Genomic DNA, 25476 nt, shown 5'->3' with positions numbered 1-25476 from the left:
CAAAGCGCGCATTAAGCCGTGCTCGCTGATGTTAGTCCTGCCATTTTTTACGCATACGTTCGATGGTCGCCTGCTCTACGCCATGGATGTTGGGATACTCGCCACGACATACCTTAATCACCAGTTTTGCCCGGTACTGACGGGCGATTTTCTTATACGCGGTCATCTCCCAGTGCCGCACAAACGTGTTGGCGACCACTACGCTTTTGCCCTGCTTGAGGCAATTTTCTGTCTCTTGCTGACACCAGGCGTGTGCCTGTGCTATCTGCTCCGGACGGTAGTGATATTCGCCCTGCGCATTGATAAAAAACATATCCGCTTCAAGATGCACCGCCGGTAAAGACTGGGCTAACGTCGATTTTCCCGAGCCGGGTAAACCACGAATTAAGGTCAGTGTCGGAATCATATGTGTTCAAATTATGCAAATCATAGCCGGCATACTAACTTAATTTTGTGGCGCACGCATTTTGCTATCGACAACGCCTATCAGTTAGGTTATAAGTCTAGATGTATAGACGTCCAAATGTAACGCTTAGGGAGAAAGCTGTGCCGATTAAGATCCCCGATCAACTGCCTGCAACTGATGTTTTACGTACTGAGAATATCTTCGTCATGTCGGAAACCCGCGCATCGACCCAGGGTATTCGTCCGCTGAAGGTTCTGATTCTTAACCTGATGCCAAAAAAAATTGAAACCGAAACTCAGTTCCTGCGTCTGTTATCAAATTCACCGCTTCAAGTGGATATTGAACTGCTGCGTATCGATGATCGCCCAAGCAAGAACACACCAGAAGAGCACTTAAACGAATTTTATCGCCAGTTTGAACTGGTCAGACACCGTAACTTCGATGGTCTGATCATTACTGGTGCGCCTTTAGGTTTAGTGCAATTTGAAGATGTCGTCTACTGGGATCACCTGCAGCAGATTATGAAATGGGCCAAAGAGCATGTGACCTCAACACTTTATGTATGTTGGGCAGCACAAGCCGGCCTGAAATTGTTGTATAACCTGCCCAAACAGACACGTGAAGAGAAACTGTCCGGGGTTTATGTGCATGAAAACCTGCAGCCGTACCATCCGCTGCTGCGTGGTTTCGATGATACCTTCCTGGCACCGCATTCACGTTATGCCGATTTTGCGCCTGGTTATCTGGAAACTCATACCGACCTGGATATTCTTGCGACATCTGATGTCGCAGGCGTTTACCTTGCATCGACTAAAGATAAACGTAACGTGTTTGTGACTGGTCATCCGGAGTACGACGCACTGACCCTGCATAACGAGTACATTCGTGATCTGGGTGCGGGCTTGGAACCGGTCATGCCGGTGAACTATTATCCGAATGATGATGTTGATAACACCCCACGTGCCAGCTGGCGTAGTCACGGACACTTGTTGTTCGCTAACTGGCTGAACTACTGCGTTTATCAGCAAACGCCGTACGATCTGGAGCATTTCAGCGAAGATAAGTTCACCAAAGACGATTAATTCTCCATCGAGATTCGCCACAGTTCACTAACATGTTTTGATGACATTGGAAGGCCGCCCATCACGCGGCCTTTTTTCATCCCCTCAGCCATTAGGTCTCTCTCACAAGCCACAATAAATATGCCGGGTGGCTCGCATTATCCTCTCAGACCGCTGCCGCGCCACCACCATGCTGCTTACTATTTGTTAATCGAAGCAAAGCTAGCAGACGCTAAGGGGTTAGCTGCAAGCAAAAGTATCGCTGCAAGCGCGCAAAGCATCGTTAGCTTTGTACTGCAACGCGCGGTTGGGGTATACAGAGGTGGATAGAATGCAATTCAAACAACTGATGCTAGTGGGGATAATAACGACGGCAGGCTGTGTCACTGTTACCGATATCCCTGACAATCATCCTCAGGCGATGGCCGATTCAAGAATTGATCTGGGATTAGGCTATCTCAGCCAAGGTAATATGAATAAAGCACGTGAAAATCTTTACCGCGCTGCGCGTCATGCGCCGGACTACGCCCGTTCTCAATTAGCGCTGGCGCACTATCTGGACCAGGTCGGTGATACTGAAAAAGCGCGTCACGTCTATCTGCAAGCCCGGCTAGACCATCCTGAAAATGGGGATGTGTTGAACAACTTTGGCACATTTTTATGTAAGCACGGCGACTACCTTTCTGCTGATACACTGTTTAATCAGGCGCTGCAAAGGCCGGATTACAATCAGCCCGCCGCCACTTTAGAAAATGCGGCGCTGTGTGCAAACAAGTCCGGCAACCAAAAACAAGCGATACACTATCTTGACCGCAGCCTGGATTATGACCCGTCTCAAGCCTCCGCTTGGCTGGCACTGACCCGCATGCAATTAGCTGCGGGTAACACAGAAGGTGCTCGCAACACGCTGCGCGGGTTTAGCCAGCGTTTCGGTAACCCAAAGGCAGTGCAACAACTTTGGCTGGAAGTGAATGCGGCTTGGGGGGAGACACAAAAAAACCAGCGCTGAGCGCCGGCTTCTGTTGGAGTGAATGACTTATCATGTAAATCAACAACTACCTCTGTCATTTAGTCACTAGCGTTTTTGGTTGATATTGGTCGGACGGCCATCCTTGCCACCTTTGCGATCCCGATAATGGGTCCGGCGCAGGCGACGCACCTTGGTGGAACGGTTAATCTTTTTGTATTCACGATACAGGATGCGAATAAACAGCCCCAATCCGATCAAAAACAACACGGACAAAATGGAAAGTGAAGGCACACACAACCAATCCGGCTGACACGGTGAATAGAATTCGAATTCCATTCTACACCTCCTTGACTGTTTATTCCGTTGAGTAGGCTAACTTCTACATAAGTTTAGCGCTTTAAGCTTAACCACAGCTTGCGTTGCTCCGCATTGTGAAAAGTCCAGGCCACAAAACGACTGATTTTCTGGCCTTGCTGCATCTCTACTATCTGTATCGACGCCGCGCCGACTTTCTGAAGCTGTTTTTTCATCCAGCGTACGTTATCGCTTTTCGAGATCAAGGTCGTGAACCACAGAACCTGCCTGGCAAAGTGCTGACTTTCCTGCGCCATATTCTTAATAAACTCGGCTTCGCCTCCGGGGCACCACAACTCAGCCTTCTGACCACCAAAGTTAAGCGTATTCGCGCTATGTTGCGGCGCTGTCATTTGCACGACCGGCGCTCCACGTTTACGCTGGTTATCACGCAAGTTACGAATTTTACGTTCAGTGCCTTGCTGCGCTTCGGCCAGCGAAGCATGAAACGGCGGGTTACAAGTCGTCACATCAAAACGCTCATCAGCCCCGATAATGCCGCTGAACATCGCCTTACTGTTTTTTTGCAGTCGCGCTGCAATTTTTCCTTTCAATAGCGGATTATTGCTGGCAATCAGATTGGCCTGTTTGACCGATACCGGATCGACGTCGCTGCCGACATAACTCCAGCCATACTCGGTCACGCCGATGATCGGATAAATGCAGTTGGCACCAATGCCAATATCTAACGCTCGTATGGCTTTATGATTCAGCGCCAGAAAATCCTGGCTGAGCAAGTCCGCCACGCGGTGGATATAATCTGCACGTCCCGGAATAGGCGGACATAAATAGCCTTCCTGAATATCCCAGTTCATCACACCATAATGATGAGCCAGCAAGGCTTTATTAAGCAGTTTCACCGCCAGTGGATCAGAAAAGGCAATCGTCCAATCCCCTTTGGGATTTTTGATCAGGTGACGCTTGAGATCCGGTAAAGCCTGACACAAAGCATCAAAATCATAATTCCCTTTGTGACGGTTACGGACATGCAGACCGGCTTTTCCTGTCTGTTTCGCCGATTGCGGCTTCGCCGAGGGCGATTTGCCAGGCTTCTGACCCGGCGTTCGCTGACTCGCCGTTTGCGGATTTGTTTTGCCAGACGGCTTACGACCAGGTTTCACGTCCGACTTACGTTGATGCTCTGCTTTCGGCTGCTCTGCTTTATCCTGACGGTTTTTATAACGACGCGGTTTGTCAGTGACACGAGCTGGGTGGTTGCCGGATGATTTAAGTGGTGGTTTAGGCATGATTATTTTCCTGCTCTCAGTTCAAGAACCATCATGTATAAGCGCGCATCCAATTCGAGTTGATGGTAATTCGGTTCCATATGGCAACAAAGCTGATAAAACGCTTTATTGTGTTCCTTTTCGCGCAGGTGAGCCAGTTCATGCACCACTAACATACGCAGCAGCGGCTCCGGCGCATTTTTAAATGCACTGGCAATTCGAATTTCATTTTTGGCTTTGATTTTGTTGCCATGCACCCGGGAAACATAGGTGTGCAGGCCCAGCGCGTTATTGATGAGGTGAATCTTGCCGTCATACACTACTTTGCTCAGTGGCGCGGTCTTCTTCATGTACTGGTTTTTTATCTCCAGCGTGTAGGCATACAGTGCCTTCTCACTCTGGACGTCATGGCGCTGCGGATAACGCTGCTCGAACCAGCTGACCAGTTTATCGGCGTCGACCAGGCGTTCTACCGATTCGATAATGTGAGCAGGATAACCCTGGATATATTTCAGTACGGGATTCATAGTGACAACGCTTTTTCAGGTCAAACATGTTCGCGAAAAGTCGGGGGCGCAAAGTGTACCCGAAACCTGGCGCTGAATCATCCGCGATTTACTCGCCACGGATTCAAAAAATCCGTCAAGCCGGGGCAGAAGATTGAATGCTGACAAAACCGATGCGGGTTTGCATCTGATCCGCTGGATGGTTAAACTCAGCGCCCTTGTTCCATTTACAGGCCCGAACCATGAAACGAGTTGTACTTTACGTTAAAGATAAATGTCCGCATTGCAAAGATGCCCAGCGCCACCTGGACGCCAAAGGCATCAAATACCGTTTATGCAACGCGAAAATGGAACGCGGCCGTAAAGAGCTCGACGCTATGGGTGCACGCAGCCTGCCAGCGCTGAAAATCGGCGATCGCGTCATGATCGGCTGGAATCCCAGCAACTTTGAGCGCATTTACAACAGCAAAAACTAAACGCCCGCAGAAAGCCACCGTACCGAAAAGATTGACCGGCACTCATAGTGGGACGAACCTCTGGATCGCTCATGCACGGGATCACACGTACTGCTTCACAAACTCTATAAAGGTCCGGTCGGCATTGGATAAGTAGCCATCTTTGCGCCATGCCAGTGCCAGATCGAGCCACACCGGCGGATGGAACGGAATCGCTTTTACCTCCGGTTCGTTATCCGTAACCAGCTCCAGTAGCGCCGTTACCGCATATTCATGCTTCACAATGCTTAGGATCATCGGCAGCAAATTGGTTTCAAACGAGAAATTGGCGTTTAGCTTGTGCTCTTTGCAGACCTTGTCGATGAATTCACGGTGAAAATAACCCGGTTTGAACATCACCAGCTCGTGCCGGAAGAACTCTTCAAATTCAATTTGCTGATGCTGCGCCAGTTCGTGCTCTTTACCGACCACCGCAACCATCTGGGAAGCAAGCAGTGGATCCACTTCCAGATCCGGCGGCAAATCCTGATTGAGAATCACCCCGATATCCAGCTCGCCGGATAACAACATCTTACGAATTGATTGCGTGCCTGCGTCGACTACCGTCATCTTAAGATGCGGAAAGTGGCTTTTAAACGCCATCACAATTTGCGGAAAAAAGTAAGAGCCCATCATACTCGGTGCACCAAGGCGCACTTCACCTTTGACTAACCCTTTCAGCTCATCGATAGCCAGTTGTGCATCTTCGATTTGCTGTAAAATCCGCGTCGCATGCTCCAGCAGTACCTGACCTTCATGGGTCAGCGTCACTTTACGCTCATCGCGCTTAAACAGGACCACACCAAGTTGCTGCTCGAACTTCTTGATTGAGATACTCAGGGCCGGCTGAGCGATATGCAGCGCCTGAGCAGCATGAGTAAAACTTTCATTGCGCGCCACGGTGACAAAATGACGCAGGTGCCGGGTTTCCATCACTGACGTTCTCCATATATAAAATATATTACAACCATATTTTTAATATATTTTATTAATTCGCTTCACACTGGTAGTTTGATCACATTGCCGTAACCGCCTTATCCGAGTTGTTAACATGATCGAATTGCACAGTCCACAGTATCGTAAAGTCACTTTCGCCCTCGCCTTCGGCTCGTTCCTGGTCTTTTGTAATTTGTATCTTTTCCAGCCGATGTTGCCCTACATGGCCAAACACTTTGCGGTCTCTGAAACCCAGATCAACTGGGTATTCGCCGCCGCAACACTCGCGCTTTCCGTCAGCCTGGTGCCTTGGGCGATCAGCTCCGAAGCGATTGGGCGACGCCGCGTTATGTTGCTTGGTCTGTTCGCTATGCCGGCTATTGGCGCCCTGATGCTGATCAGCAGCGAATTCTGGGTACTGGTTCTGGCACGCGCATTAATGGGCGTCGCGCTAGCTGCATTCGCCTCAGTTGCCGTCGCCTATATGGTCGAAGAGCTGTCTCCACAAGCATTCAGTAAAGCGATTGGCGGTTATATTGCGGCGAACTCCCTTGGTGGTATCAGCGGCCGTATCGTCGGCGGGCTACTCACCGATGCCATGGGCTGGCAGCAAGCCGTGATGGCCATGTCCGCCTTTACTCTGGCCGGTGCCGTCATCGTACTCTTCTGTCTGCCGGTACAAGCACACTTTAAGCCCCAGCGCGGTATGTTCTTTCATCACAACCGTGCGCTGGTCAAACACCTTTCCAACCGCACAATATGGCTGGCGATGCTGATTGGCGGCACCAACTTCGCTTTGTTTGTTAACCTCTATTCGGTGATGGGTTTTCGTCTGGTCGCTGAACCTTACAACATGCCGATCGGGCTGGCTTCGCTGATCTTCCTGTGTTATCTGGCCGGGACACTGAGTTCAAAACTGACTGCCAACTGGAGCAGGCGTTATGCGCCGATTCCGGGCATGGTGCTGGGCGCTCTGCTCAGTATGTCCGGTATGCTGATTGCGATGATTGAATCTATTCCGTTTATGATGCTGGGGCTGATGCTGATCAGTTTCGGCGCGTTCTTTACTCACACACTGGCGTACGCCTGGGTCAGCCAGAAAGCGACCGAAGCCAAGGCCACCGCGACAGCCCTGTACCTGGTGCACTATTACGTCGGCGGTAGTATCGGCGGATTCTTCCTGCTCTATTGCTGGCAGCATGGCGGTTGGGAGATGGTAACCAGCGGTGGCATGGCACTGTATGCGATGCTGTTTACTTTGTGCTGGCGCCTGAGCCTGCGCCAGAAAAAGATCGTTAACAACGGCGCAACGGCAGTACTGAACTCATCACACCAGAATTAAGCTTAGTGCTCGCGCGCAACCGCTATCCAAGCGACAAATTATGTTATTCTTGGCGCCAATTTTATTCGCAACACTATTTCTACCGATAAAGGCGACAAAATAACATGAGCTCAACCATCAACAATCAGGCCATTGCTGCCAGCGTTAACCAATGGTTAGACGACGTAGTCATTGGCCTGAACCTGTGCCCTTTTGCCGCAAAGCCCCAACGCAATAAGCAGATCAAAATCCAGGTCAGCAACGCAACCCGCGAAGAAGATCTGCTGCAGGATATCTTGGATCAACTGCTGGAACTCGACAGCAAGCAGCCCGACGAACTGGAAACCACCCTGGTAGTGGTGCCGGACATGCTGCATGATTTCACCGATTACAACTTCTTCATCGACTGGGTGGAAGCACTGATCCGCCAGGAAAACTGGGAAGGTGTCTACCAGGTCGCCACTTTTCATCCGGATTACTGCTTTGCCGGCAGCGAACCGGAAGATGCCGAAAACCTGACTAACCGCGCCCCTTACCCGATCTTTCACCTGATCCGCGAAGAGAGCATGGAAAAGGTGCTCAAGCACTATCCGAACCCGGAAGCGATCCCCGACATCAATATCGAGCGGGTCTCCAACCTGAGTGAAGCCGAACGTAAAGCGCTGTTTCCTTATCTGTTTGGTTAATTCCGTTATCCGATGAGCTAACCGCCGATATCCGTAGCGGTTAAATGATGCTATACCCAAACAATCTGGAGTTGTAGCCAGCACCGCTGCAGCTTCGAGTAAGAAGGGGATATTTCTTGCTGTTACGGCAGGACAGGAACCAATTCTTAATGGGATTTAGCCGTTGAAAATGCTACTCTTACGCCATCATTCTTAGTGAGAGAATAAAATGAGCAAATTAACGACAGATATTCAAGCTAACCTTGAGCTGTTCATCAAAGAGTCCAAAGAAAACAACCTGGTTTGGGGTCTGCGCAATGAAGAAGGCTGGTTGTCTTGTGAGTCGACAGAATTTGAAGAAAGCGAAGTCATGCCTTTCTGGTCTTCAAAAGAAGATGCAGAGCTGCATAACGTTGAAGAGTGGGCCGATTTTGAAGTGCTGGAAATCCCGCTTGATATCTTCGTTGAAGACTGGCTGATCACGCTGGATGAAGACGGTGTACTGGTTGGTATCAACTGGAACGCGACACTGGAAGGCAAAGAGCTTGAGCCAGTAGAACTTGCCAAGCTGTATCTGTAATTGCTTTTAATTAAGGCGCCTGATGTGGCGCCTTAATTGTTTCTGCCACTCTCTGCCTTTACACCCTGTATCGGCCGACAAATCTCCAATCAGTCGACATCCTTTATCATGCCAATAGATGCGGGTCGCAACCTCTGTTACCATTAGTGTTTTGATTTTGACTAACCGGACTGACAGCATGCATTTATCTAAGCTGACGCAAGAGATTTTTGATCACCTTTACCGCGATATCACTGAGTTTCGCAGCACTTTTGACCTGCCGGTTGCTGCACCAGCCAGCCTGGACGATAAAGCAGATACGCTGCACACATCTCTGGCGATTGAAGAACTGACCGAGCTTGCTGAAGCCGACAACAAAACTGAACAGGCTGATGCGATTGTCGACAGCGTGTATGTCCTGATGGGCCGCCTGGTGCACCTCGGCGACGCCAAAGTCAGTGACAACCTGGCAATCAGCTATCTGATTGACCTGTTGCTCAACGTTGCCGTTAACCGTGGTATCGACTTCGTTCCGTGCTGGGATGAAGTACATAGCTCGAACATGAGTAAAGTGTGCCGCAACGAGCAGGAATACGCGGAAACTGAAGCCTTCTACGCTGAGCAAGGTATCAAGTTAATGGCAGTACAAAAAGGCGATTACATTATCGCGAAATGTGCTGAGGACTTCGTTGCTGAGGGCAAAACCATTCGTCAGGGCAAAGTGCTGAAATCCGTGTATTACCGCCCAGCCGATCTGGCCAAGCTGACTCAATAGTATGAGTCCGGCTTAGCAGCCTGAGTCAATGGGCCGGCAGTCATGGCAAAAAGCCAGAGCGATGCGAATCACTCTGGCTTTTTAGTATTATTTCTCGCAGATCACGTTACGCTGGAGCACTACATTCTGAGCGGCTAAGTATTCCTGTTGCAGATTTTGTTGCTGTTTACGCTTAATCTCATCCCATGAACCACCCGCTTCGAGCGTCGCCAGACGCTGTTGGTATTTGTCACAGGCCCGTTGAATCACAGATTCTACGCTGACACCTGCCTCTTTTTGCAGAGCTAAGATCGCGTTTAGATAATCCCACAGCACATCACCTAATTCATCTTCCAGATAACAGAGACGATGTTTAGGGATCTCCTCACTGACCTCATCCACTTCACTTTTTAACGCAGCTAAATAGGTTTCAGGCCCGGTGTACCAGGGATTATTTTCATCAAACCCGGCTTTGCGTCTGGCGATATCCAATAATCGTTCAAAATCCTGCATGTCATATCCTTCGCAATGGGTGACTCTAAGGAAAAGCTCAACGCTGTGCTGGCTCAATATGACGGACTTTGGCCGCAAATGCTCTCAGCTCCTGCTCAGAATACGGCGTATGTACCCGTTCGCTTGATGGCGGCCGTTGGGTAAGGCTGACTCCGGTACGCCATTCATTGTGCGGACGAATCGGACGAGCCACAAAGCCACCACCGCAATTAGGGCAGACGTTATCAAGAATCTGTTTAACGCACGAAGCGCAAAATGTACATTCAAAGCTGCAGATCATGGCCTGAGTGGAGTCAGGCTCCAGATCTATATCACAACACTCACAGTTTGGCTTTATTTGTAGCATGGTTGAGTTCCCTCTCCAATGATGATTTTTCCGCATAGTTAACTTATGCTTTTTCAACTGATAAAAACAATACGCAGAGAAAAATAAATCAGAAAATATCGTCTTCACCTCACACAAAAATTTAATTATCAGAAATGTCAGCACTATTATTCGTTATGTGTGCAGTCGTGCGAGCGATTCCCTTTAAGCACGATATTATCGCCAAATAACAAAATTTCGATAAACGGCTGACAAAATTTGCGCTATGGTGGGTAGATTGAAATATATCTAACGTCTTCACTTTCATCATATTAATTTATTAAGTTAACTAATAGGTGCAAATTATGAATTTATTTCCGCTTGACGCACAGCAGCAGCCACTCGTCACGATAAAACAGAGGCAATTGGCCGGGACCACGGCAGAAAATATTACTATTTTTAAAGGGATTCCTTATGCCGCGTCCCTGGTTGGCAACTTACGCTGAAAGCGTCTCAGCCAGCCGCCGCGTGGCAAGACACACGGCAGGCGGTAATTTTTGAGTCAGCCGGTACGCAGCCGGGAAATCCCTTCACCTATGTTCCGGGTCAGACCCGCAGTAAGGACTGCCTGTACCTCAATGTCTGGTCACCGGCAGCCGCCAAGACGAACCTCTGCCCGTGTTGGTATGGATACATGGTGGTGGATTCTCCTCTGGCTCGATTAGAACAAAGCAACCAGCGAGGCAAGCATGAACTGGGTAAAAGCGTTTGAGTATAAGAAGTGGGCCAATGACGAGTTATTAAGCCTGGGCGAGCAACAGTGGAGCGCGCTGCCAGAAGATGACGCAAAATTTTTTATCCGTATCCTCCAGCATACAACCGTCGTGGATGCTTTGTTCATCCATCGTATCCTGGGTAAACCTGATCCCTATCAGGCAGACAATGCGGAACAAACACCCTCGCCCATTGAGCTGCGTCAAGTAATGCAGCAAAGGGATAACTGGCTGATTGATTACAGCAAAAATGCCGATGAACAGGAGTTAAAGCGTGAAATTTCGTTTTGTTTTACCGACGGTAAATTGGGTTTGCTCACGGTCGAAGAAATCCTGCTGCATCTGTTAACGCACGGCAGTAACCACAGAGGCATGGCGTCCCGGACTCTGGCTGTGAACGGCTTACAGCGCCCGGCCGACACCTTTACCCGCTACCTGCATCAGGCTGAGCCAGGCCGCAGAGTCACGGCGGCCGAAGATCTGGGTTAACACCCAGCAAATCGCATCATAAAGAAGCATAGAGCGACTCCAAACGCCGCTCTATGCTTTAGAATATTCCCGTCAAACCGGCTAACTGTGACGCGGCAGTACCGTCAGTACCCGCACTACAAACGCATGCAGTTCGTGCATGTACTTTTGCAGGAACTGCTCTGTTCGCTCGTTGGTGATGGCGTGATTATCATCAATCATACCATCATGGTACTGAATATAAGCCTCCATCGTATTCATCAGCGGCGAATTACAAAAACACAGCACACTGCGCAACTGGCTCTGTGCGATGGCCGTACCAATCGCGCCAGGCGAAGTACCAATGACCGCCGAAGGCTTACTTGAGAAAGAGTTCTGGCCCCAAGGGCGGCTGGCCCAGTCAATCGCGTTTTTCAGGCAACCGGGAATCGAGCGGTTAAATTCAGGGGTCACAAATAACAAGCCATCACATTCAGCAATAGACTGTTTCAGCGCGCGCGCAACCGGCGGAAAATTATCATCGTAATCTTGGCTGTAAAGCGGCAAATCCTTAATGGGTATTTCGACTAACTGCATGTCAGGCGGTGCAAGTTTAGCCAAGGCCAGGGCGAGCTTTCTGTTTATCGACGTCGAAGATAAACTGCCGACAAAGTAACCTATTTTATAGTTAGCCATAGCAACTCCTCATCAGAATAGCGGCATCTACTATCGGTAGATTTTATCGCTGCCACCAAACCAGCACGCAGCAACGACTCGATTTAATCAGTATTGAGTCTAGTTGAAATAACGTCCTTTATACACGAGCAGGACTGAACCATTGGATTGGTTGAATACGGATTTGGCTGACGGCCAGCGATAGTCAGGAGTTCAGAAATCATGACGCCATGTACGGTCAGCAAAGCCTTGGAGAACAAAAAACCAACAAAGAAACCAGAAAATAGTCGGAAGACAGGTAAAAAAAGGCCACCTTGGGAGCAAGGTGGCTAAGGAGACTATAAAAAGCCTAACAAGAACGAGAATGTATCGATCTTACTAATGCCATAACTGTGCCAACTTTTAAAAACAACATAACTGTTTGTTTTTAATAAAAATAATGGATTGTGCTATTTTTAGCGTTCTGACTCTAAAGGAGTAGCTGAACCAGAGTTGTGCTCAGTGCACCAAATTAGTCGAAGATCAGGTAAGGTTTACCTTCCAGCTCAACCCGCTTGATTGAGGTTTCAAACACTTGGGCCAGATTTTCCGCACTCAGTACCTCATCTGCGCGGCCAAAGCGATGGACAACGCCCTGATTCAGCAACAGCACTTTATCGGCATGACGCAGTGAACGGTTAAGATCATGATTCGCCATAATCACCGTGATACCCTGCTCTGCCATTTGCTCAATCAGGGCATACAGCAAACCTTCCTGAGCAATATCGAGCGGAGCAGCTGGCTCATCAAGAATCATCAGCTTGGCATACGGGTTGAGTGGCAGCCAGACTTGCAGACAGCTGCCGGCTAAACGCACACGCTGCCATTCTCCTCCGGACAGATGATGAATGGAACGATGCAACTTATCCGCAATTTTCAGCATGGCGGTGATGGTTTTAATCGCCTGATTAACCTCTTCTTCCATCCCGGTCGCGCTGGCTGGTAATGACAATGCCAGATACTGGAACACGTCCAGATTAAAGGCAGGCTTTTCACTTTGTGACAGATAAGCACGATGCAGGGCTAAATCTGCCAAACTGGCCCCCCGAACATCCATCTCACCCACCCGGATGTCGCCATCACTGTCGAGTACGCCGGCCAGAGCCGCCAGCAGTGTACTTTTACCGCTGCCATTCGGGCCCACAACGTGCAGCACTTCGCCCGCCTGGCAATCAAACGAGAGAGGTAATAAACGTGAGTCTACATTGAGGCTTTTAATCTGAATCATGGCGTCGCAATTCCGGACAGTTCGAATAACAGGAGCTAGTGGTGATTTTTAATCAACATCCAGATAAAGATAGGTGCACCGAGTGACGTGGTCACTACCCCGAGTGGCAGTTCAGCAGAATTGAGTGCCAGACGTGCGATGGTATCGGCAAACACCAGCAGCAAAGCGCCACTTATCGCTGAAAGCGGTAACAACATACGATTTTCAGTACCTAGCGCCAGACGCAGCAGATGCGGTACCACCAGGCCAACAAAACCAATCACTCCGCCCAGGGCGACCGCCGCACCCACCAGAACAGAGACGGCCAGGATCAATTGCCAGCGCAAACGAGCGACATCAACACCTAACTGCTTGGCGTGGGTTTCTCCCAGCATCAGCTTATCGAGTGTTTTCCCCTGCAGCATCAGCCAGATGATGACTGGCACCGCGACCAGAGACAAAGTATGCTGATACCAGCTTGCCCCGCCGATACTGCCCATCAGCCAGTACATCAACTGACGTAAGCTGAGATCATCGCTAAAGTAAAACGCCCAGGTCACCACCGCACCGGATAAGATGCCCAGCGCCACCCCGACTAACAGTAACCGAGTTGTGGTGAGACGCATCGCTTTCGCTATTGAGACCAGCAGCAGAGTAAACAGCAAAGAGCCAATCACGGCCGAGATCATGAAAAGCTCCGGGCTGGCAGACTCTGGAAAGAAGAACAGCACCACAACCATAGCCACGCTGGCGCCGCCGGAAATGCCAATCACGCCCGGTTCGGCCAGTACATTGCCGAGCAGCACCTGCAAAGTCGCGCCGGAAACGGCCAGCGCAGCACCAATGACGATAGCGGCGAACAGACGCGGCAGACGCAAATCCAGCAATAGTTTCTGCTCCAACGGGCTCATGGGTTCGAAGGGTGAGACAAACAGTTCTCCGACCATCAGATAGGACAGACTGGCCACCAGCAACAGGAGCAGCATGACCACCGCGGCGCGCTGCCAACGGCGCTGTTTATGTTGTATTAGCTGACTAAAATCCATGAAACTCGGGCGATAAATAAGAATGGCCTAACATTAACGTTAAGCCACTCAAATAGAAAGAACTAACTTTGCTTGCAACCGACGCACCGCCGCATTAAGCGCCAGGCTGGTTACGCTTTAATCGTATACCAGTTGATCGTCTTCGTAACGAACATCAACTTTACACACCATCAAAGCGGCACGTTGACCAATCGCGACCCGGCGGTTGGGGAACACAATGGCTTCCCCTTCATTTTTCGCCATTAAAGGTTTATCACCATCATGACCGAACACTTCACCATGGACGAACGAAGTAAAGTTTTCGACCGCATCATCGAAACGGAAATCGAAATCGTCATGCAGACGCACAATGGTGCGACTGACCCGATACATGACTGCTTTTTTCGGTAAATGCTCGGAAGGTTCGCGCGAAATCAGGTCACGGGTTGCCAAATCAAAAGCAACCAGACGCTTCAAATCGTTCTCACCGATCCGGGCCACCTGGCCCAGTTCCAGCGTCAGTGCCTGGGCACCAAATGTCTCAGCGCTATACCAGCTGAATGTCGCCGAAGGGGCATTGGACAGCATCACCGCTTCAACATGAGCACTTTCAACAAAATCCATCAGGGCACGGCTGCGCACTGCATGGCGGGCGCGAGGGCTGACCGCAAACGAATAGTGTTTGGAACCACGGATCGCGCAGTGCAAATCAAGGTGCCAGCGCTGCTCCATCGGCGTATCGGCAAAAAACTCATGCAGTAAGATTTTAAGCTGATCAGCAATCACCAGCTCAGTGCTGGTTTCTCGCGGCTTGTCATCGAAAAGGCGGTTAAGGTTCTCTTCGATAAAACGGGTGTGCTGATTGGTAGCTTGCGGATGCGCGATAATCAGCAATAGACGCTCGTTGACCGGCTGGAAACCGCTCATGATATCTTCAACCAGCTTATCAATGAGTTCCATCGGCGCGGTTTCATCGCCATGGATACCGGTAGAAATCACAATGTGTCGGGTTTCGTGGTCAAGCCGGGCCGGTATCACTTCGAGAATACCGCGCTCATGGAGCTTAAGTGTCACCCCGCCGCCAGTTTGCATTTCTGCTGCACTGACCGCCTGGTCGAGATCTAAACTGTCAAAAAGAAAAGATTGGCGAAATAGAGACTTCGTCATGCGCTACTCCTTTATTGCACAGCGGTATGTTAAAGAATTGTGCAGCCAAATTATGTTGGTACGATCCCACTTATGGAGACCTGTTGGCCGGGTTCAGTCAAAAACAGCGACTCTTTAAATGCCCACACCGAATCATCAGATAAAAACAACGGGGTGACGAATTGCTGGTTAGCGCGAATTCTATCACTAACTGCTTCAGATACTCTATATTGAATTAGTTCAACACGTTATCTTTTCATTCACTATGAATTACTCACCACTAACCGGCGGGGCCGAGAGCTCACTGCCAATACACTTCACGCTAACCACTGGTGGCTGAGCAGGATAGATATCCAGCCGGGTCAGCGTTTGATTACCAATCGCCAGTGAAGCGAACCAGGCCGGGTTACGCCAGTCCACCTTGAGAATATGCGCCAGTAACAGCCGGATCGTTCCGCCATGGGCGATAATCAGGCTGTTATCCTGCAAAGAAGGCAACCAACGCTGCCAGGCTGCCGTGACTCTTTGATAGCAAGCCTGTAATGTTTCGGCCTGTGGCAGAGGATTATCGGCAGGTGAACGCCAGAACGCTTCCAGCTCCGTCCAGTACGGCGCAAGATCATCAAAGCTGCGCCCGTCATACAGACCAAAATCCATCTCCTGAAAGTCAGCTTCCAGGCTGACAGGCAACTGCGGAGAGTGCTGCTGCAACAACAGCGCTAAATCGGCGCAGCGGCTAAGCGGCGAGCTGATCACCTGCTGAAAGTGGTACGCTTGCAACTGACTGGCTACCTCACGCTGACGCTCCGGTGCCACCAAAACATCAGTCCGGCCATTTAACGCCGCCGGACCTTGCGTTTTGGCATGCCGTAACAGGGACACCCGAATCATGAGGAACTCTTCAGTGTCAGTGGCAGACCTGCCGCGACTAACACAACGGAGTCTGCGACCGCGGCAATCGCCTGGTTCATCCAGCCTGCGTGGTCGACAAACAAACGGGAGACCTCGCCCATCGGCACCACCCCCATGCCAACCTCATTAGAAACTAACAGTACCGTGGCTTGCGTGCGCGCCAGAGACTGAGCCAGCTGTTCCACCTGCTGCCTGATTTGCGTGGCATTCATCGTCTGGCCATCATTGTAAATGACGTTATTAAGCCACAGAGTCAGACAGTCAACCAGCACCACATCGCCGGCTTGCATCTCAGCCAGAGTCTGAGCCAGTTGCGTCGGCGCTTCATGCTCTTGCCAGTCACCACCACGCTGCTGCTGGTGATGGACAATACGTTCACGCATCTCGTCATCAAACGCAATCGCGGTCGCCACGTAATGCAAACGCCCGCCCGGAGTACTGGCCAGATGCTGCCTGGCCTGACGCTCGGCATAGCTGGATTTACCGCTGCGGGCACCGCCCAGAATCAGATGAATACTCATACAACCCCTACCAAAATGCGCATAGCACTCCTCCAAGAATGGTCATGCCGTTGTGTCCTAACCCAATCAAAAGGATGTAGAGCGCTAATTCAGTGATCTGCTGAACCCCGCCCAAACAGTCGCCGGTAAAGCCGCCCAAGCGCTTCATCAACCAGTGCTTCATTGCGTAGCGCAGACCTAAACAGATGAGCACAGCCCACAACCAGACCACCGCAGTGAATGCCAATAACGGCAAGAGACCACACAGACACAATACCACCAGTTCCAGGCGGCTCTGCCGGTTAGCTAACGGTTTGGATTTACTGCTGTCGGGATCGGAGACATAAGGCATGTCATAAATCAGCGTCGCGGCGACAGTGCGGCTTAAGGTGTAGCCAAGCAGCAGCACCGGAACCAGCGAGATTTGCCCGGCCAGCGTAGTCAGCAACACATACTTGCCAAGCAACGCCATGATCAGAGCTGATGCGCCGTAAGTGCCGATACGGCTGTCTTTCATGATCGTCAGGCGCCGTTCCAGCGTCATGCCACCACCGATACCATCCGCCATATCGGTCAGGCCATCTTCATGAAATGCGCCGGTCAGCAGTAAGCTGGCTGCCATGGTCAGTAATATCGCGATATTAGCAGGCAGAAACTGGCTTAGTAAGCCATACACCGCGGCACAAATTGCCCCCAGCAGCAAACCGACCAGAGCGAAATAGCGCCCGGCCTGATTCATTCGCTCACTGCTGTAAGGTAAATTTCGGGGTACTGGCAGACGGGAAAAGAAGCTTAATGCCAGCAGAAACAGCTGGCATTGATAAGTCATGCCGCGCAGCATTACACGGTTACTCCTGCCTCAGCAAAGCTGGCCATTGAGTTGTAAAATTCAGCTGCGGCGCGCAGCAGAGGAACCGCCAGCACAGCGCCGGTGCCCTCGCCCAGACGCAGGTCCAGGTCAAGTAAAGGTTGCGCTTGCAGAAGTTCCAGCACCGCTTTGTGGCCTGACTCATGGGAACGATGGGCAAACAGCATATAATCGCGGCATTCAGGTTGGAGCAGAGTCGCAATATAAGCGGCAACAGTGACAATAAAGCCATCAACCAGAACCGGTGTGCGTTGTTCACAAGCCCCCAGAAAAGCGCCCACCATCTGCACTATCTCAAAGCCACCCACTTGTGCCAGTGCGGCTTTTGGATCCGCACGCTCACAACGGCTGACGCCCTGGGCAACCAACTGACACTTTTTCTGGTACTGCTGTGCGGAAATACCGGTGCCTAAACCAACACACTGTTCAACCGGTAAAGCACTCAATGCCGCCAATAATGCCGCTGCGCTGCTGGTATTCGCGATACCCATTTCACCAAACATCACCAGGTTAGATCCGGATTCAATTACCTGTCGGGTAATCCGACGGCCATACTCCAGCCCTTGCTCAACTTGATCTGCCGTCATTGCCGGCTGCTGCGCCAAGTTAGCGGTACGCTCGCCCAGACGCTGCATCACAAAATCCTGATGGTCCGATTCCACTGGCATTAAAATGCCACAATCAATCACCTTCATGGCGACCTGGTTAGCACGACAGAAACAGTTAACGGCCGCTCCGCCAGCCAGAAAGTTCAGCACCATTTGTTGAGTGACAGCACTCGGTGCAATGCTGACCCCTTCATCGGCAATACCGTGGTCACCGGCAAATACCAACACTGTCGGTTGGTGAATCTCAATCTGAGTTGTCGCTTCACTGCGTCCCTGACTCTGAATCAAGGCAAGCTGCGCGGCAACAGTTTCTAATTGGCCAAGCGCGCCAAGCGGCTTAGTTTTTTGATCAATTCGCTGCATAATCGCATCGCGAAAAGAGAGATCTAACATGTGTGTTCCTGATTATTTCGGTCGTTGAAAACTGAATACTTTATCTAATGTGGCATATTCACCACCGCCCAAACGGGACAGCGGGTTGAGTTTACGTGCATCGACCTTCAGCCCTTCGCCATGTTGCTCTGCGATGTAGCTGGCCAGATAGACTTTTTCTACCTTAGCGATCAGCAGAGTTTGCGGCGTCGCGCCGATTTCCTGAATCTCGTACAATGAGCAACCAAAGGCCACCGGACAATTACTGACTCTTGGCAGCGAAAATCCTTCAAATTCTTCCAGTTCAATATCGTTAGCGGTCACTTCTGACTCGCCATGCTCAAGCGTTGCCGCAGTGCGGGTAACGCTCTTAGCTAATGAGCCATTAGCAATATGGATCACCAACTTACGTGTTTTTTTCACGTTGACCGCAGTGTCCTTGATATCTCCATTGGGCTTTTTACCAATCGAAATCATCAACAGAGGCGGATTACTCGACACCGGAGTAAAATAAGAAAAAGGCGCCAGATTGAAATTATCTTCCTGAGATTCGGTTAATACCCATGCGATGGGACGAGGGACGACGGTCTGTGTCATTAAATGATAAATGTTAGCCGGGTCCCACTGACTTAAATCAATATACATACAATTTATCCGTAAATTGGGTAAACACATTAAGATGAAGTCTTTTAGGCAGTCTAACCGTAATCGTTTACCGATAACAAACGAAACCCACTCGCCAGCCTATTTAAATCACAAAATCGATCAAACATTCACCATCGGATATGTAAAAAGTTGCTCATAAACTTAATAAGTGGTTGATAGAAATATGGTCTACACTAATTAATGACAAACCATCCTATCAAGGAGATGTTATGTTTGCTAATCAACGTTCACAAAAACAACCCGCAAAGCCTTCTGACCATAAGAAAAGCCATCAGGTCCCTCTGGGTTTAACATAACTGTGATGCTCTTTAAGACCGCCATTATCGTGTGTCTGTTAAACATCCATACACTCACCAACCGACTGTTAACTCACTAACTGTGTCAGTCACGCCGGCTCACCCTACAGCGACAGCAATGAATCATCATCACTCAGACAAAAAGGTACCTTCACCACCTATGGTTTCATCAGCTAAACCTACTCATTGCGTTATGATTGCCGGAGCCAGCGGATTGGTCGGCTCACATACTCTGGACCAGTTACTGCGGCATGCGGCGATCGATCAGGTCATCGCCCTTACCCGCTTTCCTCTCAAGGTTCAGCATGACAAACTGAGCGAAGTGATTTCGCCAGTGCTTGACACCAAAGACGGGGTAAAAGCGGCCATAACAATACAACTTGGCATCATCGCTTTAGGCACCACCCTTAAACAAGCCGGTTCAAAGTCTGCGCTGGAGTTGGTGGACTATACCTTGGTGTGTCAGGTCGCCCAACGAATGAAAGAGGCAGGAGTCACCCGTTTAGCGGTGGTATCCAGTTATGGGGCCCGTCCCGACTCAATGTCGCATTATCTGCGGTGCAAAGGGAGAGCTGAACAGACCATCAGTCAAATGGGGTTTGAACAGGTTATCTTTGTACGCCCCGGCCCCTTACTCGGAAAGCGGAAAGAAATTCGGTCCAGTGAGCTATGGTTGCAGCGCTTCATGACGTTTGGCCGATACCTGATGTTAGGCGAGTTAAAAAATTTTATTCCGATCTCAGCGAAAGATGTCGCTGCCGTGATGATAGACGGATTATTGAATGACCAGCACGCACCTGTTACGTGCTTAAATTCACAAGCCATGCGCCGGGTGCTAACCAAGACCGATAAATCGTTATAAGCACGTATTCCTTTTCGGACTGCTCATTCTTTCTGGGTGAGCTTTGGTTACTGCCCGTCAACACGTCCGCCAAGCCCAGTAGACACTCACTTTATTACCAGTGAATAGAAAATAGGCAAATTAACCAGAATTTACCGACAACACCCAAATAAAACACCAGTAATATAACTTTTAATTATAAATAATTCGGTTTTTATCTTTTCTATTTGAAATCATCCTCGCTAGAGTGCGCCCTGAATCACTGACTCTCTTGTATATCCAATGCAATTCGTCTTAATTGCATCGACGAGTTCCAGCCTGGTCTGGCTCGTGGATATAACCCCAATTTAAGGATTTTGACCATGTCATTTGCCTCTATCGCAGCGATTGCGGTATTTGTCGGCATTCTGTTCTTCCTATTCGGACAACAGAAAAAGTCACACACCCTGTCTCGTATGGTTTTAATGGGCCTGGTACTGGGCAGCGTTTTTGGCCTTGCCCTGCAACTTATCTTCGGAGAAGGCAGCCCTGTCATCAGCGATACTCTGTCATGGGTTGCTATCGTTGGTAACGGCTACGTTGGCCTGCTTAAGATGGTAATCATGCCACTGGTGCTGGTTTCCATGATTTCAGCCGTGGTTAAACTGGATAAGAACGGTTCACTGGGAAAAATCTCCGGTCTGACTATTTTTGTTCTGCTGATCACAACAGCGATCTCAGCACTGATCGGTATCTTTGTGGCTCAGGCTTTTGGCCTGACCGCTGCCGGACTGACTGAAGGTGCGCGCGAAACCGCACGTATCGCTGTACTGGAAAGCCGCGCTTCTACTGTGGCTGATTTAACTATTCCGCAGATGCTGTTGAGCTTTATTCCGACCAACCCGTTTGCCGATCTCACTGGCGCCCGCTCAACTTCGATCATTGCCGTGGTAATTTTTGGGGTGCTGGTCGGCATTGCAGCCCGTAAAGTGATCATCGAAAAAGAACAGCTGGAAACGCCTATCCGTACTTTCGTTGAAGCAATTCAATCGATTGTGATGCGTCTGGTTAAAATGATCATGGCACTGACGCCTTACGGCATTGCCGCTCTGATGGCGAAAGTTGTCGCTACCTCAAGTGCAGGTGACATCCTCAACCTACTGGGCTTTATCGTTGCCTCTTACATTGCTATCGCCCTGATGTTTGTGGTGCACGGCATTCTGGTCTCGTTTGTCGGTGTCAATCCGAAAACCTACTTCAAGAACATCTGGCCAGTACTGACTTTCGCTTTTACATCACGCAGCTCAGCCGCCACCATTCCTCTTAACGTGGAAGCGCAGATCACCAAACTGAATGTGTCTCCGGCAATTGCCAACCTGTCTGCGTCATTTGGTGCCACGATTGGTCAGAACGGCTGTGCGGGTATCTATCCTGCCATGCTGGCTGTGATGGTGGCTCCGACAATGGGCATCAACCCGCTTGATATTCAGTTCATTCTGTCACTGGTTGCGATTATCACCATCAGTTCGTTTGGGATCGCCGGTGTCGGCGGCGGTGCCACCTTCGCAGCACTGATCGTACTGCCAGCAATGGGCTTGCCTGTCACTATCGCAGCCCTGCTGATTTCAATTGAACCGTTAATTGATATGGCCCGTACTGCACTTAACGTTTCGGGCGCGATGACAGCGGGTACCATTACCAGCCGCGTGCTGAACCAAACCGCTGACAAACAGAGCCAAGGTGAACAGGCGTTGGCCTAAACATCCTGTCCCGCAATTCAAAGCCGACGCTCAGCCGTCGGCTTTTTATTATTGTGGACCGTCTAGTCACGCTGCCATGCCGTGTGGTAGCGGTGTCATAAAAAGCAGAAGCATGCGAAATCACAGGTACAAAAAAGGAAGCCTTTCGGCTTCCTTCAAACTGTTTGAATCTGAGTGCAATGCACCCTTTCATCATTCCCGATTATTCAGCGCTCAGAGACGCCATATCGATAACGAAACGGTGAGCAAGGTCACCTTGTGCCAGACGTTCAAATGCAGTGTTGATTTGATCGATGTTGATCATTTCACACTCTGGGTACACGTCGTGCTTAGCACAGAAATCCAGAACTTCCTGAGTTTCTTTAATACCACCGATCAATGAACCTGCAACGCGGCGGCGGCCCATAACCAGAGGTATCGTCAGTGGCTCATCCATCAGACCAATTTGGCCAACAATAACCAGAGTACCATCGACATCCAGCAGCGGAGTGTAGATGTTCAGGTCATGCTTCACTGGCGCAGTATCAACGATCAGATCAAATGACGATGCAGAAGCTTTCATCTCTTCAGCGTCTGTCGATGCCAGGATTTTCTTCGCACCGATAGCAACTGCTTCTGCTTCTTTCTTCTTGGTACGGCTGATTACCGTAACTTCAGCGCCCATTGCCACAGCCAGTTTAACTGCCATGTGACCCAGACCGCCCAGACCGATTACCGCAACGCGAGAGCCTTCACCGACATTCCAGGTACGCAGTGGAGAGAACGTGGTAATACCTGCACACAGAATAGGTGCAGTTTTTGACATATCCATGTTTTCTGGCACTGAAAGAACAAACTCTTCACGTACGACGATGTGCTTAGAGTAACCACCTTGAGTGATATCACCAGTTTGACGATCCGGCGCACCGTAAGTTGGTGTCATACCGTTACGGCAGTACTGCTCTTCACCATGTGAACACTGGTCACATTCCATGCAGCTATCAACCATACAGCCCACTGCAACACGATCACCAACGTTATACTTAGTGACGTCAGAACCAATAGAAGTAACCACACCTACGATTTCGTGACCTGGTACCAGCGGGTAAGGCTGTGGACCCCAGTCGCCATTCACAGTGTGCAGATCTGAGTGACACACACCACTGTATAAGATTTCAATCGCAACGTCATTTGAGCGAAGATCACGACGCTCAAAGTGATAAGGTACTAGCGCTGAATCAGCGGAGTGAGCCGCATATCCTAAAGTTTTCATTGATTTCCAACCTCTCGTTGTATCTATGAGTTTTTCGTAACATGCCCGAAGACATAAAGCCATTATCCAATAATAGATACTCAATTGGGCATACCCAATTTTATTTTTCTTTTGCCCATTCCTACAAAATTGTCCATAAACACTCAGTTGTCGCTCAGAAATCTGCCACAAAGCATCACTCCAACCCCAAAATGAGTTTTACGACGACGAAAAAAATCCGGCCTGGCTGGCCGGATTGAAGATTCAAGCGAGACGCTGAGAGTGGCGTTCAGTCATCAGAATTTGAAGCGTTTCACCAACTGATTCAGGTGCTCGGCCAGTTTGGCTAATTCAGTACTCGAGGCTGAAGTTTGGTCGGCCCCGGCAGACGTCTGCATCGACAAGTCGCGGATGTGCACCAAGTTCTGGTCCACTTCTCTCGCCACCGTAGACTGCTCTTCAGCGGCACTGGCGATCGTCGCATTCTGGTCATTGATGCTGGAAATCAGTGAGGAGATCTCTTCGAATGCCGCACCGGCTGCATTGGCTACATTCAGGGTTGAACTCGCCATCTCATTACTGTTATGCATATTCTGCACTGCTTTGTCGGTTTCCGCGCCCACTTCCGCAATCATCACCTCGATATCCTTAGTGGAAGTTTGGGTACGATGCGCCAGAGCGCGCACTTCATCCGCCACGACAGCAAATCCACGGCCATTTTCCCCGGCCCGCGCCGCTTCAATGGCCGCATTCAGTGCCAGCAGATTGGTCTGGTCAGCGATATTGCGGATAACATCCAGCACCGAGCTAATTTGTCGGATACTGTCAGCCAGCGCAATAACACTTTGCTCTGACAGCTGAATCTCATTTTTCAACGTATCGACCGTACTGATGGTCTCTACGATCTTCACTTTACCCTGCTGAGTTTTACTGTCCACAACCTCTGCATTGTTACTGGCCGAGTTCGCCGAACGAGCGACTTCATCAATAGCACTGGTCAGTTCGCTCACCGCCGTTGCCGCCAGGTTAACCTGGTCACTTTGCTGTTCGATAGTCGACGACGATTGCTTGGTCACTGCGCTGAGCTCTTCAGAGGTAGTAGCAAGTTGTTGTGACGAGTCTGAAATCAGTGACATCGCTTCTTTAAGCTGGTTTTGCATGTCGGTTAAGGCACGCATCATGTCTGCCGCTTCATCGCGATGATCATCAGAAAAACGTTGGGTCAAATCACCGGTCGCAATGGTTTGAGCGATAGTCACGGCACGACGTAACGGAGTAACCAGGCTGCGGGTGTAGAAAAAGGCGAGCAGCACCATAACCACAAGCGATGCCACAATACCACCTATCATCCAAGCCTTAGAGCTTTGGTAATTTTCGGTTGCCGAGTTGTTTTCCTGTTCTGCTCTTTCTCGTTGAAAACGGCTATATTCATCAATCGCATTCTTAAGGGCAATGGCCGCTATTGACACAACCTCCTCTCGATAGTCGGTTGCAGGCTCCATATTGCCTATCACGGATAATTCATACAGGCGAGGCAGCGTGGCTAAGAAGTCATCATTTAACTGCACAACGTTGCGGTAAATCGCCTGAGAATCCGGTGAAGTCGAATACTGCTGCATTTTTTGCTCAGACTTGTCATAGTTCGCAGAAATACTATTGATATCCTGAACAATTATATCCATCTGCTGTTGAGTATCGGCATCCGATAACTGAGCAATACGCAGTTGCATTAACATAATATCGCGACGCATGTCATTGACGGTCGCAATAGCCGGCATCCGGTGCTCGGTCAGGACATCAGTGATCATATTCAATTTGGACAGCTGCGAAACGGAGAAAAGCCCTAAAGCCAAAATGATCAGCCCCAAAAATCCAAATGCCACTGAGGTTCGAACCCCGATCCTCAAATTTCTACTCATATTTCCTTACTCCTAATTGACTGCCTCCACTATTTATCCGGAGTACAGCCGATACATTAATTCGTTGCTGAATAGACAAACACAGCGTCCTGAAGCCCCGAAGCCGAGACTGTCGTGACGTCTCACTCACAATAGGCAAAATT

28 protein-coding genes are annotated in these 25476 nt (G+C 49.9%); 10 read left to right on the top strand and 18 right to left on the bottom strand.

Features of this window, described 5'->3' with window-relative positions:
• Positions 1-31: 31 nt before the first annotated feature.
• On the bottom strand, positions 32-406 hold the full coding sequence (locus J0X00_RS18535; protein WP_136487528.1) for an ATP-binding protein: 375 nt from the start codon (positions 404-406) through the stop codon (positions 32-34).
• Positions 407-546: 140 nt separating this feature from the next.
• On the opposite strand from J0X00_RS18535, the gene metA reads away from it, so the two are divergent.
• Entirely contained in the window at positions 547-1488 is a 942-nt protein-coding gene (gene metA / locus J0X00_RS18530) for a homoserine O-succinyltransferase (protein WP_136487529.1), read from the top strand.
• Positions 1489-1798: 310 nt separating this feature from the next.
• A complete protein-coding gene (gene pilW, locus J0X00_RS18525) occupies positions 1799-2476 on the top strand; it encodes a type IV pilus biogenesis/stability protein PilW (protein ID WP_282477429.1) in 678 nt (225 codons plus the stop codon).
• A 66-nt stretch (positions 2477-2542) separates the two neighbouring features.
• Here the strand turns inward: pilW and J0X00_RS18520 are convergent, their stop codons facing one another.
• From J0X00_RS18520 to J0X00_RS18510, 3 genes are all read right to left on the bottom strand, one after another.
• Entirely contained in the window at positions 2543-2773 is a 231-nt protein-coding gene (locus tag J0X00_RS18520) for a hypothetical protein (protein ID WP_136487531.1), read from the bottom strand.
• 53 nt (positions 2774-2826) lie between these two features.
• Complete coding sequence (gene rlmF, locus J0X00_RS18515) at positions 2827-3912, bottom strand: 23S rRNA (adenine(1618)-N(6))-methyltransferase RlmF (protein WP_348984828.1); 1086 nt, start codon at positions 3910-3912, stop codon at positions 2827-2829.
• 128 nt (positions 3913-4040) lie between these two features.
• Positions 4041-4544 carry a M48 family metallopeptidase gene (locus J0X00_RS18510; RefSeq protein WP_218563193.1) on the bottom strand — a complete coding sequence of 168 codons (504 nt, stop codon included), beginning with the start codon at positions 4542-4544 and terminating at the stop codon, positions 4041-4043.
• Between the two features lie 221 nt (positions 4545-4765).
• Here J0X00_RS18510 and J0X00_RS18505 point away from each other — a divergent pair, with 221 nt between their 5' ends.
• Positions 4766-4999: a glutaredoxin family protein gene (locus J0X00_RS18505; protein ID WP_136487534.1), complete on the top strand. Its 234-nt coding sequence runs from the start codon at positions 4766-4768 to the stop codon at positions 4997-4999.
• A gap of 81 nt (positions 5000-5080) precedes the next feature.
• On the opposite strand, the gene J0X00_RS18500 is transcribed toward J0X00_RS18505, so the two are convergent.
• Positions 5081-5950 carry a LysR family transcriptional regulator gene (locus J0X00_RS18500; RefSeq protein ID WP_136487535.1) on the bottom strand — a complete coding sequence of 290 codons (870 nt, stop codon included), beginning with the start codon at positions 5948-5950 and terminating at the stop codon, positions 5081-5083.
• Positions 5951-6068: 118 nt separating this feature from the next.
• Here J0X00_RS18500 and J0X00_RS18495 point away from each other — a divergent pair, with 118 nt between their 5' ends.
• The 4 genes from J0X00_RS18495 (at position 6069) to J0X00_RS18480 (ending at position 9273) form a co-directional block, all read left to right on the top strand.
• A complete protein-coding gene (locus tag J0X00_RS18495; RefSeq protein ID WP_282477427.1) occupies positions 6069-7295 on the top strand; it encodes an MFS transporter in 1227 nt (408 codons plus the stop codon).
• Positions 7296-7399: 104 nt separating this feature from the next.
• A complete protein-coding gene (locus J0X00_RS18490; RefSeq protein ID WP_136487537.1) occupies positions 7400-7960 on the top strand; it encodes a DUF1415 domain-containing protein in 561 nt (186 codons plus the stop codon).
• A 208-nt stretch (positions 7961-8168) separates the two neighbouring features.
• Positions 8169-8519, top strand: coding sequence for a DUF2750 domain-containing protein (locus tag J0X00_RS18485; protein ID WP_136487538.1), 351 nt, complete (start codon positions 8169-8171; stop codon positions 8517-8519).
• 178 nt (positions 8520-8697) lie between these two features.
• Entirely contained in the window at positions 8698-9273 is a 576-nt protein-coding gene (locus tag J0X00_RS18480) for a nucleoside triphosphate pyrophosphohydrolase family protein (RefSeq protein ID WP_282477426.1), read from the top strand.
• A gap of 87 nt (positions 9274-9360) precedes the next feature.
• On the opposite strand, the gene J0X00_RS18475 is transcribed toward J0X00_RS18480, so the two are convergent.
• Positions 9361-9765, bottom strand: coding sequence for a MazG nucleotide pyrophosphohydrolase domain-containing protein (locus J0X00_RS18475; protein WP_282477425.1), 405 nt, complete (start codon positions 9763-9765; stop codon positions 9361-9363).
• A gap of 37 nt (positions 9766-9802) precedes the next feature.
• The gene (locus J0X00_RS18470; protein ID WP_136484021.1) at positions 9803-10111 is read right to left on the bottom strand and encodes a DUF1272 domain-containing protein; all 309 of its coding nucleotides are present in this window, start codon (positions 10109-10111) and stop codon (positions 9803-9805) included.
• Positions 10112-10818: 707 nt separating this feature from the next.
• Here J0X00_RS18470 and J0X00_RS18465 point away from each other — a divergent pair.
• A complete protein-coding gene (locus tag J0X00_RS18465) occupies positions 10819-11331 on the top strand; it encodes a DinB family protein (protein WP_282477424.1) in 513 nt (170 codons plus the stop codon).
• 81 nt (positions 11332-11412) lie between these two features.
• Here the strand turns inward: J0X00_RS18465 and J0X00_RS18460 are convergent, their stop codons facing one another.
• From J0X00_RS18460 to J0X00_RS18420, 9 genes are all read right to left on the bottom strand, one after another.
• The gene (locus tag J0X00_RS18460; protein ID WP_282477423.1) at positions 11413-11985 is read right to left on the bottom strand and encodes an NADPH-dependent FMN reductase; all 573 of its coding nucleotides are present in this window, start codon (positions 11983-11985) and stop codon (positions 11413-11415) included.
• A gap of 490 nt (positions 11986-12475) precedes the next feature.
• Entirely contained in the window at positions 12476-13231 is a 756-nt protein-coding gene (btuD, locus tag J0X00_RS18455; protein ID WP_218563198.1) for a vitamin B12 ABC transporter ATP-binding protein BtuD, read from the bottom strand.
• A gap of 35 nt (positions 13232-13266) precedes the next feature.
• Positions 13267-14256, bottom strand: a complete 990-nt coding sequence (btuC, locus tag J0X00_RS18450; RefSeq protein ID WP_282477422.1) for a vitamin B12 ABC transporter permease BtuC — start codon at positions 14254-14256, stop codon at positions 13267-13269.
• A 117-nt stretch (positions 14257-14373) separates the two neighbouring features.
• The gene (locus J0X00_RS18445) at positions 14374-15402 is read right to left on the bottom strand and encodes a succinylglutamate desuccinylase (protein ID WP_282477421.1); all 1029 of its coding nucleotides are present in this window, start codon (positions 15400-15402) and stop codon (positions 14374-14376) included.
• Between the two features lie 249 nt (positions 15403-15651).
• Complete coding sequence (locus J0X00_RS18440; RefSeq protein ID WP_136484025.1) at positions 15652-16272, bottom strand: histidine phosphatase family protein; 621 nt, start codon at positions 16270-16272, stop codon at positions 15652-15654.
• The gene (cobU, locus tag J0X00_RS18435) at positions 16269-16814 is read right to left on the bottom strand and encodes a bifunctional adenosylcobinamide kinase/adenosylcobinamide-phosphate guanylyltransferase (RefSeq protein WP_282477420.1); all 546 of its coding nucleotides are present in this window, start codon (positions 16812-16814) and stop codon (positions 16269-16271) included. The genes J0X00_RS18440 and cobU overlap by 4 nt, the downstream gene beginning before the upstream one ends.
• A gap of 7 nt (positions 16815-16821) precedes the next feature.
• Positions 16822-17631, bottom strand: coding sequence for an adenosylcobinamide-GDP ribazoletransferase (locus J0X00_RS18430; protein WP_282478321.1), 810 nt, complete (start codon positions 17629-17631; stop codon positions 16822-16824).
• A 2-nt stretch (positions 17632-17633) separates the two neighbouring features.
• The gene (cobT, locus tag J0X00_RS18425) at positions 17634-18662 is read right to left on the bottom strand and encodes a nicotinate-nucleotide--dimethylbenzimidazole phosphoribosyltransferase (RefSeq protein ID WP_136484028.1); all 1029 of its coding nucleotides are present in this window, start codon (positions 18660-18662) and stop codon (positions 17634-17636) included.
• 12 nt (positions 18663-18674) lie between these two features.
• Positions 18675-19286, bottom strand: a complete 612-nt coding sequence (locus J0X00_RS18420; protein ID WP_136484029.1) for a flavin reductase family protein — start codon at positions 19284-19286, stop codon at positions 18675-18677.
• Positions 19287-19721: 435 nt separating this feature from the next.
• On the opposite strand from J0X00_RS18420, the gene J0X00_RS18415 reads away from it, so the two are divergent.
• Both J0X00_RS18415 and J0X00_RS18410 read left to right on the top strand, forming a co-directional pair.
• Positions 19722-20465, top strand: a complete 744-nt coding sequence (locus J0X00_RS18415) for an NAD(P)H-binding protein (protein ID WP_282477419.1) — start codon at positions 19722-19724, stop codon at positions 20463-20465.
• 341 nt (positions 20466-20806) lie between these two features.
• Entirely contained in the window at positions 20807-22183 is a 1377-nt protein-coding gene (locus J0X00_RS18410; protein ID WP_136484031.1) for an L-cystine transporter, read from the top strand.
• A 202-nt stretch (positions 22184-22385) separates the two neighbouring features.
• Here the strand turns inward: J0X00_RS18410 and J0X00_RS18405 are convergent, their stop codons facing one another.
• Positions 22386-23435, bottom strand: coding sequence for an NAD(P)-dependent alcohol dehydrogenase (locus tag J0X00_RS18405; protein WP_136484032.1), 1050 nt, complete (start codon positions 23433-23435; stop codon positions 22386-22388).
• 275 nt (positions 23436-23710) lie between these two features.
• A complete protein-coding gene (locus tag J0X00_RS18400; RefSeq protein ID WP_282477418.1) occupies positions 23711-25333 on the bottom strand; it encodes a methyl-accepting chemotaxis protein in 1623 nt (540 codons plus the stop codon).
• Positions 25334-25476: the final 143 nt, after the last annotated feature.

Origin of the sequence: Vibrio sp. ABG19 (genome assembly GCF_029962385.1) — a bacterium.
Lineage (GTDB): Bacteria > Pseudomonadota > Gammaproteobacteria > Enterobacterales > Vibrionaceae > Vibrio > Vibrio ostreae.
Note: the sequence above shows the minus strand (reverse complement) of the source record. Positions and strands in the feature narration are given on the sequence as shown.